Annotated in this window: 14 protein-coding genes; 10 read left to right on the top strand and 4 right to left on the bottom strand. The window is 69.8% G+C overall.

From position 1 onward, the window contains the following. Window positions 1-29: 29 nt before the first annotated feature. Window positions 30-590 carry a peptide-methionine (S)-S-oxide reductase MsrA gene (gene msrA, locus AC0KUR_RS28635; RefSeq protein ID WP_034190541.1) on the bottom strand — a complete coding sequence of 187 codons (561 nt, stop codon included), beginning with the start codon at window positions 588-590 and terminating at the stop codon, window positions 30-32. A gap of 589 nt (window positions 591-1,179) precedes the next feature. On the opposite strand from msrA, the gene AC0KUR_RS28630 reads away from it, so the two are divergent. The 3 genes from AC0KUR_RS28630 (at window position 1,180) to AC0KUR_RS28620 (ending at window position 4,039) form a co-directional block, all read left to right on the top strand. Next, a complete protein-coding gene (locus AC0KUR_RS28630) occupies window positions 1,180-2,586 on the top strand; it encodes a selenium-binding protein SBP56-related protein (protein WP_034190540.1) in 1,407 nt (468 codons plus the stop codon). Next, window positions 2,583-3,248 (top strand): hypothetical protein, encoded by a 666-nt coding sequence (locus tag AC0KUR_RS28625; RefSeq protein ID WP_059560248.1) that lies wholly within the window; start codon window positions 2,583-2,585, stop codon window positions 3,246-3,248. Before AC0KUR_RS28630 ends, AC0KUR_RS28625 begins: the two co-directional genes overlap by 4 nt. Before the next feature lie 281 nt (window positions 3,249-3,529). Then, window positions 3,530-4,039 carry a flavin reductase family protein gene (locus tag AC0KUR_RS28620; protein WP_034190538.1) on the top strand — a complete coding sequence of 170 codons (510 nt, stop codon included), beginning with the start codon at window positions 3,530-3,532 and terminating at the stop codon, window positions 4,037-4,039. Here AC0KUR_RS28620 and AC0KUR_RS28615 read toward each other — a convergent pair. Further along, window positions 4,026-4,526 (bottom strand): Lrp/AsnC family transcriptional regulator, encoded by a 501-nt coding sequence (locus tag AC0KUR_RS28615; RefSeq protein WP_006477992.1) that lies wholly within the window; start codon window positions 4,524-4,526, stop codon window positions 4,026-4,028. The genes AC0KUR_RS28620 and AC0KUR_RS28615 overlap by 14 nt on opposite strands. A 130-nt stretch (window positions 4,527-4,656) precedes the next feature. On the opposite strand from AC0KUR_RS28615, the gene kynB reads away from it, so the two are divergent. The 6 genes from kynB (at window position 4,657) to AC0KUR_RS28585 (ending at window position 11,846) form a co-directional block, all read left to right on the top strand. Next, the gene (gene kynB, locus AC0KUR_RS28610; RefSeq protein WP_034190537.1) at window positions 4,657-5,298 is read left to right on the top strand and encodes an arylformamidase; all 642 of its coding nucleotides are present in this window, start codon (window positions 4,657-4,659) and stop codon (window positions 5,296-5,298) included. Between the two features lie 25 nt (window positions 5,299-5,323). Next, window positions 5,324-6,577, top strand: a complete 1,254-nt coding sequence (kynU, locus tag AC0KUR_RS28605; RefSeq protein ID WP_034190536.1) for a kynureninase — start codon at window positions 5,324-5,326, stop codon at window positions 6,575-6,577. Between the two features lie 68 nt (window positions 6,578-6,645). Continuing rightward, window positions 6,646-7,569: a tryptophan 2,3-dioxygenase gene (gene kynA / locus AC0KUR_RS28600; protein WP_034190535.1), complete on the top strand. Its 924-nt coding sequence runs from the start codon at window positions 6,646-6,648 to the stop codon at window positions 7,567-7,569. 256 nt (window positions 7,570-7,825) lie between these two features. Further along, window positions 7,826-9,220, top strand: coding sequence for a D-arabinitol 4-dehydrogenase (dalD, locus tag AC0KUR_RS28595; protein ID WP_226228143.1), 1,395 nt, complete (start codon window positions 7,826-7,828; stop codon window positions 9,218-9,220). 83 nt (window positions 9,221-9,303) lie between these two features. Further along, window positions 9,304-10,785 carry a xylulokinase gene (gene xylB / locus AC0KUR_RS28590; RefSeq protein WP_034190533.1) on the top strand — a complete coding sequence of 494 codons (1,482 nt, stop codon included), beginning with the start codon at window positions 9,304-9,306 and terminating at the stop codon, window positions 10,783-10,785. 47 nt (window positions 10,786-10,832) lie between these two features. Beyond that, window positions 10,833-11,846, top strand: a complete 1,014-nt coding sequence (locus AC0KUR_RS28585) for a sugar-binding transcriptional regulator (RefSeq protein WP_080287921.1) — start codon at window positions 10,833-10,835, stop codon at window positions 11,844-11,846. A gap of 19 nt (window positions 11,847-11,865) precedes the next feature. On the opposite strand, the gene AC0KUR_RS28580 is transcribed toward AC0KUR_RS28585, so the two are convergent. Next, on the bottom strand, window positions 11,866-13,077 hold the full coding sequence (locus AC0KUR_RS28580) for an MFS transporter (RefSeq protein WP_124609880.1): 1,212 nt from the start codon (window positions 13,075-13,077) through the stop codon (window positions 11,866-11,868). A gap of 163 nt (window positions 13,078-13,240) precedes the next feature. Here AC0KUR_RS28580 and AC0KUR_RS28575 point away from each other — a divergent pair, with 163 nt between their 5' ends. Next, window positions 13,241-14,125, top strand: a complete 885-nt coding sequence (locus AC0KUR_RS28575; protein ID WP_226228146.1) for a LysR family transcriptional regulator — start codon at window positions 13,241-13,243, stop codon at window positions 14,123-14,125. A gap of 19 nt (window positions 14,126-14,144) precedes the next feature. Here the strand turns inward: AC0KUR_RS28575 and AC0KUR_RS28570 are convergent, their stop codons facing one another. Then, window positions 14,145-15,254, bottom strand: a complete 1,110-nt coding sequence (locus AC0KUR_RS28570; protein ID WP_034190529.1) for an ABC transporter ATP-binding protein — start codon at window positions 15,252-15,254, stop codon at window positions 14,145-14,147. Window positions 15,255-15,303: the final 49 nt, after the last annotated feature.

The following is a 15,303-nucleotide window of genomic DNA, read 5'->3' as shown; positions in this document are numbered from 1 at the left end:
CGTAACGCCCGGCCCGGCCGGCTACCCGCTTACGCGCCGCGCAGCGACTTCAGCCGGTGCGAGAACTTCTGCCGGAATTTCGCGAGCTTCGGCCCGATCACGACCGAGCAGTAGCCCTGCCCCGGGTTGCGCGCGTAATAGTTCTGGTGATAGTCCTCGGCCGGCCAGTAGTTGCCGTCGAGCGGCACGACCTGCGTGACGATCGGCTGGCCGAACACCTGCTCGCGCTCGAGCTCGCGGATCACGTCGAGCGCCGTGTCGCGCTGCGCATCCGAATGCGTGAACACGACCGACCGGTACTGCGTGCCGACGTCGTTGCCCTGCCGGTTCAGCTGGGTCGGATCGTGCGTCGCGAAGAAGATCTCGAGGATCTCGCGATACGCGATGCGCGCCGGATCGAACGTCACGTTGACGACTTCCGCGTGGCCCGTGTCGCCTTCGCAGATGTCGCGGTAGCCCGGATTGCGCGTATGGCCGCCCGCATAACCCGACTGGACGGCCGTCACGCCGTCGACGTCGAGAAACACGGCCTCCGTGCACCAGAAACACCCGCCTCCCAAAGTCGCGGTTTCAAGCATCTCGTTCCCCATGAATTCAGACCCTCGTTGATGACGGCCGCGGCACGCCCGTGCCGGCTGCCGCCGTTCCATCCCGCCGCCGCGCGGCCCGCGATGCGGGGCACGGCGACACTCCGGCAAGTATCTCACTCGCGCGCGAACCTGGCAGATTGCACAGGTGCCGCGCGCGACTCGCCGCACGTTTCTCGTCTACACTGAGGCACGCGCGAGCGGCGGCAAACCCGTCGCCGCGCACGCAGCGCCCGATGCATGCCCGACCCTGATGCAAACATCATCTGCCGGAACATCGATATGCACGCCTTAACAGAATTCGCCTGCGTCGCCCGCCTGGCCGGCGTCGCGCCGCGGGCCGCCGCTTCAACCGTACCAACGCCAGGCCACGCGTCCGTCCCGCCCCCGGCGCGGCGCTCCCGCGTATTGCCTTTACCGGCTTTCCCCGCTTTCACGATCTGATGCATGGCAACGCGCGTGGCACCGACACGTGCGTCCGCCTGCCGATCGCATCCGCCGGCACGATGCGCGCCGCGCGGCCATCCCGACCCGCACGCCCGCAACGAACGGCCGTGCGTTCACGATCCGAACCCATCGAGAGGGCATCACCATGAGCATGCGGCCTGACCCGACGTTTCATGCTTCACCCGAGCTTGCGATGCAGGCGCCGGCGGAGGAATTTGCCTATACGTTGTTGCTGAGCCCCGATTTTTCCAGACCCGACGCGCTCGCCGTGATCGACGTGAAGCCCGGATCGCCGACCTACGGAAAAATCGTGCATACGGTGACGATGCCGAACACCGGCGACGAGTTTCACCACTTCGGCTGGAATGCGTGCTCGTCGTCGCTGTCGCCGCTGACCGGCCATGCGTTCCTCGAGCGCCGCTTCCTGATCATCCCGGGCCTGCGCTCGTCGCGCATCTACGTGATCGATACGAAACCGCACCCGACGCAGGCGCGCATCCACAAGATCATCGAGCCCGACGAGATCTTCGCGAAGACCGGCTACTCGCGCCCGCACACCGTGCATTGCGGCCCCGAAGGCATCTACGTGAGCACGCTCGGCGGCGCGGGCAAGGACGGCACCGACGGCGCGCCCGGCATCTTCATCATGGATTGCGAGACGTTCGACGTGCTCGGCCGCTGGGAGATCGACCGCGGCTCGCAGGACAAGCACTACGACTTCTGGTGGAACCTGCCGCGCGACTACATGGTGTCGAGCGAATGGGCGCTGCCGCCGCAGTTCGAGAACGGCATCGTCCCCGAGGACCTGCTCGCGAACAAGTACGGGCACCGGCTGCATTTCTGGGACCTGCGCGCGCGGCGCAACGTGCAGACGATCGATCTCGGCGCGCAGCACCAGATGGCGCTGGAGGTACGGCCCGCGCACGACCCGGCGCGCGAATACGGGTTCGTCGGCGTCGTGGTCGACACGACCAACCTCGAAGGCTCGATCTGGACCTGGTGGCGTGAGGACGGCAAGTTCCATGTGAAGAAGACCGCGACGATTCCCGCCGAGCCGGCCACGGCCGATGAGCTGCCGCCGCTGCTGCAGGGATTCGGCGCGGTGCCGCCGCTCGTGACCGACATCGACCTGTCGCTCGACGACCGCTTCCTGTACGTGTCGTGCTGGGGCACCGGCGAGATGCGCCAGTACGACGTGTCGGATCCGCACAATCCGGTGCTCGCGGGGTCGGTACGCATCGGCGGCATCGCGCGCCGTGCGCCGCACACGAACGGCCGCCGGTTCGCAGGCGGCCCGCAGATGGTCGAGATCAGCCGCGACGGCCGGCGCGTGTACTGGACCAATTCGCTGTATTCGACGTGGGACGACCAGTTCTATCCGGACGGCGTGCCGGGCGCGCAGGTGCTCGCGCATGCGGGGCCGGACGGCGGGCTGACGCTCGCCGACGACTACTGGGTCGAATTCCCCGACGGCTATCGCGCGCACCAGATCCGGCTCGAAGGCGGCGACTGCTCGACCGACTCGTTCTGCTATCCGTCGGTCAGGCGTTGAACGCCGGCCTGCACGCGCAGGTCGCCCTGTGGGCGGCCGTGCTCGCGAGCGGCGTCTATCACGGGCTCAATCCCGCGATGGGCTGGCCGCTCGCGGTATCGAACGCGCTGATGACGCGCCGCGGCACCGCGCTCGTCGCGGCGCTCGGCTATCTCGCGCTCGGCCATGCGCTCGCGGTCTTCGCGGTGATGCTGCCGTTCGGGCTGCTCGCCGCGCTGCTCGCGTGGCAGTCGGCGATCCGGATCGGCGCGAGCGCGCTCGTGATCGGCTTCGGCGCCGTGCTGCTGATCCGGCGCCGGCACCCGCGCGCGCTCGCGCGAATCCCGCCGGCGCGACTCGGCCTGTGGTCGTTCGCGGTCGCGATCGCGCACGGCGCGGGGCTGATGCTGGTGCCGGTCTACCTCGGGCTGTGCGGCTTCGACCGCGATGCGGGCCACCGCGCCGCGACCGTGCTCGTCGATGCGCATCTCGGGATGGCACTCGTCGTCGCGGCCGTGCACGCGGCCGCGATGATCGCCGCGGGCGGCGGGCTCGCATGGCTCGTGTACCGCTATCTCGGGCTGAAGTTCGTGTCGCGGAGCTGGTTCAATCTCGATGCCGTGTGGGCATCGAGCCTGATCGTGACGGGTGCGCTGTCGCTCGGACTGGCGGCGGCGCGATAGCGCGGGAGCGACGGCCGGCGGGATGCGCCGGCGCGGCACCCGAACGGGCACGACGGCCAGGCCGCCCGCCCGCGGCAGCGCATCCCGCCGCGCGACGCAGTGTTCGCTATGCCACCCTGCCCCCGCGATGCGCCGTCCGGCCGGGCCCGCCAGCCCCGATTCCGCTAAAATCGGGCCATGCGCACCCCTTCCCAATCGACCGCCTTGTCGCTTTTCGTCCGCCGTGCCCGCGCCACCCGCGTCGCGCCGCGCCTGCCTGTCTCGTTCCGGATGGTGGCCCGATGAGCCGCGCCAACCCGCCGGATTTCGACGCGACCGCCTTCCGGCAGGCACTCGGCCAGTTCGCGACGGGCGTGACGGTGATCACGACGCGCGCACCGTCCGGGCAGCTGATCGGCATCACCGCGAGCTCGTTCAACTCGGTTTCGCTCGATCCGCCGCTGGTGCTGTGGAGTCTCGCGCACAAATCGGCGTCGACGCCCGTGTTCCGCGGCAACAGTCATTACGTGGTGAACGTGCTCGCGGCGTCGCAGCTCGACCTGTGCAAGCGCTTCTCGACCTACAAGGGCGACCGCTTCGAAGGGATCGCGCATGCGGCCGGCAACTCGGGGATGCCGGTGCTCGACGGCGCGCTCGCGTGGTTCGAATGTCACAACCGCAGCCGTTACGACGAAGGCGATCACGTGATCTTCGTCGGCGAAGTCGAACGCTGCGGCGTGCGTGCGGTATCGGACGCGACCCCGCCGCTGGTGTTCCACGGCGGCGGCTTCCACGGCCTCACACCGCTTTGATCGCCCCCGTGCGCGCCAGCCCGACCGGCGCGCCGGCTTCATCCTTCAGCGTCTGCAGCACGATGTTCGAACGGATGTCCATCACGCCCGGCGCCTTGTAGAGCCGGTTCAGCACGAAATCCGAATAGTGCTTGAGGTTGTGCGCGAGCACGCGCAGCAGATAGTGGCTCTCGCCGGTCACGACGAACGCGCCGACCACCTCCGGCCATTCGCGCAGCGCTTCCGCGAAGCGCTCGTGCCATTGATTCTCTTCGTTGCGCATCGACACCTGTACGAACGCCTCGAGCTCGAAGCCGAGCTTCTCGCGGCTCAGGCACGCGCGATAGTGCTCGATCACGCCCTGCTCCTCGAGCAGGCGCATGCGGCGCAGGCAGGCGGACGGCGAAAGCGAAATGCGTTCCGCCAGGTCGAGATTGCTGATTCTGCCCTCCTCCTGCAGTACCGCCAGAATCCGGCAGTCGGTGGCATCGAGCGTGATCGCGTGCATTTTTGGTCCCCGTTTTCCCTCTCAGTCGAATTATCTGCCAATCCGGCGGATTGTCCATGTTTATTTCGCAAGCACTTTCTGCGAGCGTCCACCTATCATTCGAAGCATCGACTCACCGATTCGTCATGCCATGGACACCCTCTGGGACATCTCGCCGCCTGTCAGCCCCGCCACGCCCGTGTGGCCGGGCGATACGCCGGTTTCCGTCGAACGCGTATGGCGGATGGAAGCCGGCTCGCCGGTCAACGTCGCGCGCGTGACGCTGTCGCCGCACACCGGCGCGCACTGCGATGCGCCGCTGCATTACGACGCCGACGGCGCGCCGATCGGCGCCGTGCCGCTCGACACCTATCTCGGCCCGTGCCGCGTGATCCATTGCATCGGCGCATCGCCGGTCGTGCAACCGGCCGACATCGCGGCCGCGCTCGACGGCGTGCCGCCGCGCGTGCTGCTGCGCACCTGTGCGCGCGCCAGCGTCGAGCAGTGGGACAGCGATTTCTGCGCGGTCGCGCCCGCGGCCGTCGACCTGCTCGCCGCCCGCGGCGTGAAGCTGATCGGCATCGATACGCCGTCGCTCGACCCGCAGGAATCGAAGACGATGGACGCGCATCACCGCGTGCGCGCGCACCGGATGGCGATCCTCGAAGGCATCGTGCTCGACGACGTGCCGCCCGGCGACTACGAACTGATCGCGCTGCCGCTGAAATTCGCGACGCTCGACGCGAGCCCCGTGCGCGCGGTGCTGCGCGCGCTGCCCGCGCATGCTTCCTGATTACCCCGACCCACGACCCCACATCATGATCAAGACCCGTGAAGACGCGCTCGCGCTCGACCGCGACGACCCGCTTGCCCCGCTGCGCGACCAGTTCTCGCTGCCCGACGGCGTGATCTACCTCGACGGCAACTCGCTCGGCGCGCAGCCCCGCGCGTCGGCCGCGCGTGCGCAGCAGGTGATCGGCGCCGAATGGGGCGAAGGCCTGATCCGCAGCTGGAACACGGCCGGCTGGTTCGCGCTGCCGCGCCGTCTCGGCGACAAGCTCGCGACGCTGATCGGCGGCGCGCCCGGCGAAACGGTCGTCACCGATACCATCTCGATCAACCTGTTCAAGCTGCTGTCGGCGATGCTGCGCCACCAGGCCGGGCGCGCGCCCGAACGCCGCGTGATCGTGTCGGAGCGCTCGAACTTCCCGACCGACCTGTATATCGCGCAGGGGCTGATCGAACAGCTCGGCGGCGCTTACGAGCTGCGCCTGATCGACGATCCGGCCGACCTGCCCGCCGCGCTCGGCGCGGACACGGCCGTCGCGATGATCACGCACGTGAACTACCGCACCGGCTACATGCACGACATGCCGGCCGTCACGCAGCTCGTGCACGACGCGGGCGCGCTGATGCTGTGGGATCTCGCGCACTCGGCCGGCGCGGTGCCGGTCGACCTGAACGGCGCGCGCGCGGACGGCGCGGTCGGCTGCACGTACAAGTACCTGAACGGCGGCCCGGGCTCGCCCGCGTTCGTGTGGGTGCCGCAGCGCCATCACGCGCATTTCTCGCAGCCGCTGTCCGGCTGGTGGGGCCACCGCGCGCCGTTCGCGATGCAGCCGGGCTTCGCGCCCGATCCGGGCATCGCGCGCTTCCTGTGCGGCACGCAGCCGATCGTGTCGATGTCGATGGTCGAATGCGGGCTCGACGTGTTCCTGCAGACCGACATGCAGGCGATCCGCCGCAAGTCGCTCGCGCTGACCGATGCGTTCATCGCGCTCGTCGAAGCACGCTGCGCGGGCTTGTCGCTGAAGCTCGTCACGCCGCGCGCGCATCACCAGCGCGGCTCGCAGGCGAGCTTCGAACATCCGCACGGCTACGAAGTGATGCAGGCGCTGATCGCGCGCGGCGTGATCGGCGACTACCGCGAGCCGTACGTGCTGCGCTTCGGCTTCACGCCGCTCTATACGCGCTTCGCCGACGTGTGGGACGCCGTCGAAACGCTGCGCGACATCCTCGCCACCGACGCGTGGAAGGCGCCCGAGTTCGCCGAACGCGGCGCGGTGACCTGACCGTCATTACCCGGCGCGCGCCGCGCGTTCGTCATTCAAATCTGGAGAGAGTCGTGAATTCTGGTCATATGCAGCCACCCGGCGGCGACGCGCCGGCGGGTTGCCCGTTCTCGGGCGCACGCGCCCCCCAACCGGCACCGGCCGCGCACGAAGCGCCGCACGTGCCCGGCGATGCCGGCTGGCACAACGCGCAACTCGATTTCTCGAAGTCGATGAGCTATGGCGACTACCTGTCGCTGAATTCGATCCTCGATGCGCAACATCCGCTGTCGCCCGATCACAACGAGATGCTGTTCATCATCCAGCATCAGACGAGCGAGCTGTGGATGAAGCTCGCGCTGTTCGAGCTGCGCGGCGCGCTCGACGCGGTGCGCACCGACGCGCTGCCGCCCGCGTTCAAGATGCTCGCGCGCGTGTCGCGCATCCTCGAGCAACTGGTGCAGGCGTGGAACGTGCTGTCGACGATGACGCCATCCGAATACTCGGCGATGCGCCCGTACCTGGGCCAGTCGTCGGGCTTCCAGTCGTACCAGTATCGCCAGCTCGAATTTCTGCTCGGCAACAAGAACGCGCAGATGCTGCAGCCGCATGCGCACCGGCCCGACCTCCTCGAACAAGTGCGCGCGACGCTCGAAGCGCCGTCGTTCTACGACGAAGTCGTGCGCCTGCTCGCGCGGCGCGGGTTCCCGATCGCGGCGCAACGGCTCGATCGCGACTGGACGCAGCCGACACGGCACGACGAGACGGTCGAAGCCGCATGGCTCGAGGTGTATCGCCACCCGCAGCAGCACTGGGAGCTGTACGAGATGGCGGAGGAACTCGTCGATCTCGAGGATGCGTTCCGCCAGTGGCGCTTCCGTCACGTGACGACGGTCGAGCGCATCATCGGCTTCAAGCAGGGCACGGGCGGCACGAGCGGCGCGCCGTACCTGCGCAAGATGCTCGACGTCGTGCTGTTCCCCGAACTCTGGCACGTGCGCACCACGCTGTAACGCCCGTCATGCGCCCGCCGTCACGACGACGTGCGGGCCGCCCCCTGCCTTCATGCGGCCGCACGCCGCCGACACCGTTTTCCCATCCGGCCCTTTGCGCGCGCGGCTCCCGCGCCGTGCCCGCGCCGCCGCAGTGCACCATCGAAATGCCGTTTCCCCGCCTTGACTTTCGCTCGCCCGAATACGATCATTCGCTCACATAAAGAGCAAATGATCGTATTCGACTGAGAAGACTGGCACGAACAGGAGACAACGGATGAGCGAATCGCCCTCCGCCCGCGCGCCCGTGCTGCTGCACATCGGCGCTGGCTCGTTTCACCGCGCGCACCAGGCGTGGTATCTGCATCGCGTGAACGCGGCCGTCCCGGCCGACGAACGCTGGTCGCTGACCGTCGGCAACATCCGCGACGACATGCGCGCGACGATGGACGCGCTCGCCGCACAGCACGGCGCCTACACGCTCGAAACCGTCACGCCGCAAGGCGAGCGTGCGTACGAGACGATCCGCGCGATCACGCGCGTGCTGCCGTGGTCGATCGACCTCGCCGCGCTGGTCGACGCCGGCGCCGATCCGGCCTGCCGGATCGTGTCGTTCACCGTCACCGAAGGCGGCTACTACCTCGACGAACACAACCGGCTCGACGTCGCGAACGCCGATCTGGCGGCCGACCTGCAGGGCGCGCGCACGACGCTGTACGGCGCGCTCGCGGCGCTGCTCGCCGAACGCGTGAAGCGCGGCGCGGGCCCGCTCACGCTGCAGAGCTGCGACAACCTGCGCAACAACGGCGCGCGCTTTCGCGCGGGGATGCGCGAATTTCTCGAACGGCGCGGCGAAACGGCCCTTCTCGCGTGGTTCGACGCGCACGTCGCGACGCCGAGCGCGATGGTCGACCGCATCACGCCGCGCCCGACCGCCGACGTGCGCGAACGCGTGCGCGCGGCCACCGGTATCGACGATGCGTGCCCGGTGATGGGCGAATCGTTCATCCAGTGGGTGATCGAGGACCGCTTCGCGGCCGGCCGGCCGCGCTGGGAACTGGCCGGCGCCGAGCTCGTCGACGACGTGCACCCGTACGAGGAAGCGAAGATCCGCATCCTCAACGCGACGCACAGCTGCATCGCGTGGGCCGGCACGCTCGCGGGCTACACCTACATTCACGAAGGCACGCGCGACGCGGCGATCCGCCGCTTCGCGCACGACTACGTGACGCAGGACGTGATCCCGTGCCTGAGCCCGAGCCCGCTCGATCTCGCGCGCTACCGCGACGTCGTGCTCGAACGCTTCGGCAACCCGTACGTGCTCGACACCAACCAGCGCGTCGCGGCCGACGGCTTCTCGAAGATCCCCGGCTTCATCGCGCCGACGCTCGTCGAATCGTTCGCACGCGGCGCGGCGCCGGTGGCCACCGCCGTGCTGCCCGCGTTGTTCCTGCGCTTTCTCGAACGCTGGGCGCGCGGCCTGCTGCCGTATGCGTACCAGGACGGCGTAATGGACGACGACGCCGCGCGGGCGATCGCCGAAGCCGACGACCCGATCGTCGCGCTGGGCGCGAGCCGCGCGCTGTGGGGCTCGCTCGCCGGCAACGCGGCGCTGTTCGAGGCGCTGCGCGGCGCGCTCGCGCGGGTCGACGCATGGCTGGCGCAGCGCTGACGCGCATCCGGGCGAACCTGCCTTGGCACGTGCGCTGCCGCGCGGCTAAAGTAGCGACTCCCCACTGACGGAACGGATCGCTCATGTATCTCGGCATCGACCTCGGCACCTCGGAAGTGAAGGTATTGCTGCTGGCCCCCGACGGCACGGTCGTCGGCACGGCCGGCACGCCGTTCACCGTGTCGCGGCCGCATCCGCGCTGGGCGGAACAGCATCCGGACGACTGGTGGCAAGGCACGCTCGCCGCGCTCGCCACGTTGCGCGAGCGGCACCCGCACGCGTTCGCGCAGGTGCGCGGCATCGGCCTGTCGGGGCAGATGCACGGCGCCGTGCTGCTCGGCCGCGACGATCGCGTGCTGCGCCCGGCGATCCTGTGGAACGACATGCGCAGCGCCGACGAATGCGCGCTGCTCACCGAGCGTGCGCCCGATCTCCATGCACTGGCCGGCAATCTCGCGATGCCGGGCTTCACCGCACCGAAACTGCTGTGGGTCGCGAAGCACGAACCCGACGTGTTCGCCGCCACCGCGTGCGTGCTGATGCCGAAGGACTACCTGCGGTTCCGGATGACCGGCGCGAAAGTGTCCGACCCGTCGGACGCGGCCGGCACGCTGTGGCTCGACGTCGCGCGCCGCGACTGGTCCGACGCGTTGCTGGCCGCCTGCGACATGACGCGCGACCAGATGCCGCGCATCGTCGAGGGCAACGCGCCGTCCGGCACGCTGCGCGCGGACGTCGCACGCGCGCTCGGGCTGTCGGAGGCCGTCGTGGTCGCGGGCGGCGGCGGCGACAACGCGACGAGCGCGCTCGGCATCGGCGCGATCCACGCGGGCGACGGCTTCGTGTCGCTCGGCACGTCGGGCGTACTGAGCGTGGTCGGCGACCGTTTCATGCCGAACCCCGCGTCCGCCGTTCATGCGTTCTGCCACGCGATTCCCGATCGCTGGCAATTGATGAGCGTCGTGCTGTCGGCCGCGAGCTGCCTGCGCTGGGTCTGCAAGCTGACGGGCACCGACGAGCCCGCGCTGCTCGCCGAAGTCGAAGCGCTCGACGCCGACGCGCTCGCGACGGCGCCGCTGTTCCTGCCCTACCTGTCCGGCGAACGCACGCCGCACAACGACCCGTATGCGCAGGGCGTGTTCTTCGGCATGACGCATGCGACCGAGCGCGCGCATCTCGGCTACGCGGTGCTCGAAGGCGTGACGCTCGGCCTCGCCGACGGCCTCGACGCATTGCATGCGGCCGGCGTCGAAACCGACCAGCTGTCGCTGATCGGCGGCGGCGCGCGCAGCGCGTTCTGGGCGCAATTGCTCGCCGACGCGTTGAACGTGCGCACGCGCCAGATCGGCGGCGGCGAAACGGGCGCGGCGCTCGGTGCGGCGCGGCTCGGCTGGCTGGCCGTCGGCGGCGATCCGCACACGGTGCTGACCAAGCCGCCGGTGCGTGCCGAATACGCGCCGGACGCCGCCCGCCATGCACGGCTGCGCGAACGCCTCGATGCATTCCGCTCGCTGTACCGCCACGTGCAACCGCTGTACGAACCGTCGCGCGCGCGGCTCGCGTAGGCGCGACCGCGGGGCAGCGCACGACATGCGTTACAGTGGACGCCGTCGTGCGGCCTGCCGGCCGGCCCGCGGGGCGGCCCCCTGATCCAAACCGAATCGCTATCGTGTCCAAGTCCTCAGAAAAACTCGATCTCGCCACCCGTGCCGCGTGGCTCTACTACGTCGCGGGCGACACGCAGAACGAAATCGCCGAGAAGCTGCAGGTCTCGCGCCCGGTCGCGCAGCGCCTCGTCGCGTTCGCGGTCGAGAAGAACCTGATCCGCGTGCGCGTCGATCACCGGCTCGCCGACTGCCTCGATCTCGGCGCGCAGCTGTCGAAACGCTACGGCCTCGCGATGTGCGAAGTCGTGCCCGTCGATGCCGATGCGCCCGACGCGATCGACCGCAAGCTCGCGGTCGCCGGCGCGCAGGTAATGGAGCGCTACCTGAACGAAACGCGGCCGATGGTGATCGCGGTCAGCAGCGGCCGCACGCTGAAGGCCGCGGTCGCGCAGATCGCGCAGATCGACCGCCCGCAGCACCGGCTCGTGTCGATGGTCGGCGCGATCGCGGCCGACGGTTCGTCGAACCGCTACGACGTCGCGCAGTACATCTCCGAGAAAACCGGCAGCAAGCATTTCCTGCTGCCCGCGCCGCTGTTCGCCGACAGCGACGCCGAGCGCGCGCAGTGGTGCAATCACCGGCTGTACCGGATCGTCGAGGCGCTGTCGGGCCAGGCCGACGTCGCGTTCGTCGGGATCGGCAACATCGGGCCGCACTGCCCGCTCTACGAAGACGGCTTCATCACCGAACAGGAACGCGACGAGATGACCGCGCTCGGCGCGGTGGCCGAGCTGCTCGGCGTGCCGATCGACGCGCAGGGTACGCAGATCACGGTGTCGACCAGCGCGCGCGTGACGAGCGTCGCGCTCGCGACGCCGCCGAAGCTGCCGACGATCGCGTTCGCCGGCGGCCCGAAGAAACATGACGCGGTGATCGCCGCGCTGCGCGGCGGCTGGCTGTCGGGGCTCGTCACCGACGAAACCTGCGCGCGCGCCGCGCTCGCCGCGAAGGCGGCCTGACGCCGCCGGTGCCGCCCGCTCAGGCCGCGCGCGGCGCCGGGAACGCGTGCCGGCGCGCGCGCCACGCGCCGATCCACGCGGCCGCCAGCAGCGCGACGAGCACCCACGGAATCGCGCCGGCGCCCGTCGCGCCGAGCAGCATCCCGCCCGCGATGCCGCCGCCGGCGATCGCGAGGTTCCACACCGTCACGAGCATCGACTGCGCGACGTCGGCCGATTCCCCCGCCGCGTTCGCGGCGGCCGTCTGGAACAGCGTCGGCGCGCCGCCGAACGCGAGCCCCCACAGCGCGACGCCCGCATAGACGATCGCCATCCCGGACCCGGCGCCGAGCATCAGCGCCGCAAGCGCGAACAGCGCGATGCTGGCGAGCGTCAGCCGTCGTTGCGCGGCGCCGATCCATGCGCCCGTCAGCGCGATGCCCGCCAGCGACGCGAGGCCGAACACGAACAGCACCACATCGACCTGCGTGCCCATCCGCACCCCTGCCAGGAACGGCGCGACATACGTGTACAGCATGTTGTGCGCGAGCACGTACGCGAACATCACGGTCAGCACCGGCCGCACGCCGGGCAGCATCATCACGCCAAGCACGGGCTCGCGCGCGCCGGCGGGCTGCCCCGCGTAATCGGGCACGCGCAGGCGGATCCAGCCGATCAACGCGAGCGCCGCCAGCGTGATCAGCGCGAACGCGACGCGCCAGCCGAGCGCCGCGCCCAGCGCGGTACCGGCCGGAATGCCAACCGACATCGCGACCGGCGCGCCGAGCATCGCCACCGCGATCGCACGGCCGCGCAGCGACGCATCGACCATCCGGCTCGCGTAGCCGGCCAGCAGCGCCCACAGCAGCCCCGCCGCCATGCCGGCGACGAAGCGCGCCACGAGCGTGAGCGCGTAGTACGGCGACACGGCCGTCAGCGCGTTCGACACGACGAAGCCGGCGAGCGCCGCGAGCAGCAGGCGGCGCCGGCGCATCGCGCGCGTCGCGGCGACAAGCGGGATCGCCGCGACGATCGAGCCGAGCGCATACACGGTCACGAGCTGGCCGATCAGCGCCTCGGGCACGCGCAGGTCGGCGCTCATCAACGGCAGCAGGCCGGCCGGCAGCGCTTCGGTGAGGATCGTGATGAAGGCGGCGGTGGCGAGCGCCAGCAGGTTCGCGACCGGCAGGCGCTCGGCCGCCTGTGCCGGCAGGCCGGCAACGCGGCTGTCCATCGACGGGCAATCGCTCATGACGCGCTCCCGGTTTCGACGCGACGGGCGGTGACAGGCAGGAATGACATGGCGTGACCTCGAACGGTGAAGGAACGCCCATCGTAGGGAGCCGGCGCGGGAAGAAAAACCGGGGTAGAGTTCCGGACAATCCGGACATCGATGTCCGCAATCGGGAACCGGCATGGAAAATCTGGGCGGCTTCGTCGTGTTCGTTCAGGTCGCGGAAACGCGCAGCTTCGTCGCGGCCGGCCGCGCGCTCGGGCTGTCGGCATCGGCGATCGGCAAGCGCATCGCGCGGCTCGAGGCGCGCCTGAACGTGCGGCTCTTTCACCGCAGCACGCGCAGCATCACGCTGACGGCCGAAGGCGCGCGTTTTCTCGAACGGTGCCGGCGCGTGATCGCCGAGCTCGACGCGGCCGAACAGGAACTGACGCACAGTGCCGAAGCGCCGCGCGGGCGGCTGCGCGTGAGCCTGCCGACGATCGGCACGCTGCTGCTGCCGGTGCTCGCCGATTTCATGGCCGCGTATCCGGAGATCGAGCTCGACATCGATTTCAGCGACCGGCTCGTCGACGTCGTCGACGAAGGATTCGACGCGGTGCTGCGCACCGGCCAGCCGTCGGACTCGCGGCTGTCGTCGCGGCTGCTCGGCCAGTTCCGCCAGCACCTCGTCGCGTCGCCCGCCTATCTCGACCGGCACGGCACGCCGCGCACGCCGGCCGATCTCGCGCGTCACCGCTGCCTGCACTACCGCTTCCCGAGCAGCGGCCGGCTCCAGACCTGGCCGCTGCGCGTGCCGCGTCACGGCCCGCCGCCCGAGGTGCCGGTCACGATGGTCAGCAACAGCGCGGAAGCGCGCCTGTGCTTCGTGCTGCGCGGGCGCGGCATCGCGTGCCTGCCGGAGTTCTTCGTGCACGACGCGCTGGCCGACGGCACGCTGCGCACGGTGCTCGACGAGCACGTCGCGAGCCGCACGCCGTTCCATGTGCTGTGGCCGTCGGGCCGGCACCCGACGCCGAAGCTGCGCGCGTTCGTCGACTACCTGGCCGACCACCTGCGCATCTGAGCGGCGCGGCCGCCGGTCGTCACGCGGCCTTCGCGTGCGCGCTCAGCCGGCGGAACGCGTGGCCTTGCTCGTCGAACAGGTGGCAGTGCTCGGCCTGCGCATGCACGCGCAGCGCCTCGCCGGTGCGGTACGTGTCGAGCGGCGGAATCCGCGCGATCAGCCCGTCCGGCGCGGCGGCCGACTCCGCATACAGATAGGCGGCATCGCCGAGCGACTCGACCGCCATCGTCCGCGCGGCCACCCCGTCCGCGGCGGCGTCGACCAGCAGGTGCTCGGGCCGCACGCCGACGGTCACCGCGGCGCCGCGCTGCAGCGCGCTCGCGTCCACCGCCACGCGCTGCGTCTCGCCGCTGTCGAAGCGCACGAGCACGCCGCCCGCGTCGGCCGATTCGACCGTGCCCTTCAGGAAGTTCATCTTCGGCGAGCCGATGAAGCCCGCGACGAACTGGTTCGCCGGCGCGTGATACAACGTGTTCGGCGTGCCGACCTGCTGCACCGCGCCGCCCGACAGCACGACGATCTTGTCCGCGAGCGTCATCGCCTCGACCTGATCGTGCGTCACGTAGATCATCGTCGTCTTCAGCTCGTCGTGCAGCCGCGCGAATTCCAGCCGCATCTTCACGCGCAAGGCGGCGTCGAGGTTCGACAGCGGTTCGTCGAACAGGAACACCTTGGGCTTGCGCGTGATCGCGCGGCCGATCGCGACGCGCTGCCGCTGGCCGCCCGACAGCTGCTTCGGCTTGCGGTCGAGCAGGTGATCGATGTGCAGGATCTTCGCGGCCTGCTTCACGGCCTGGTCGATCTCGGGCTTCTTCGCGCCCGCGAGCTTCAGGCCGAACGCCATGTTGTCGTACAGCGTCATGTGCGGGTACAGCGCATACGACTGGAACACCATCGCGATGCCGCGCTTCGCGCTCGGCACGTCGTTGACCTTCGCGCCGTCGATCAGCAGGTCGCCGTTCGAAATATCCTCGAGGCCCGCGATCATCCGCATCAGCGTGGATTTGCCGCAGCCGCTCGGCCCGACGAACACGACGAATTCGCCGTCGGCGATGTCGAGGTTGACGTTGCGCAGCACTTCGGTGTCGTCGTAGCGCTTCGCGATGTTGCGCAGGAGCACGCTTGCCATGATCTGTCTCCGTTCGTTCGTGATGCGCCGCCTCGCCGGCGGCGCGCAA

It is taken from the genome of Burkholderia sp. YHN3-13, assembly GCF_055810675.1.
The sequence above is the reverse complement of the archived record's forward strand: the minus strand, read 5'-3'. Positions and strand labels throughout refer to the sequence as shown.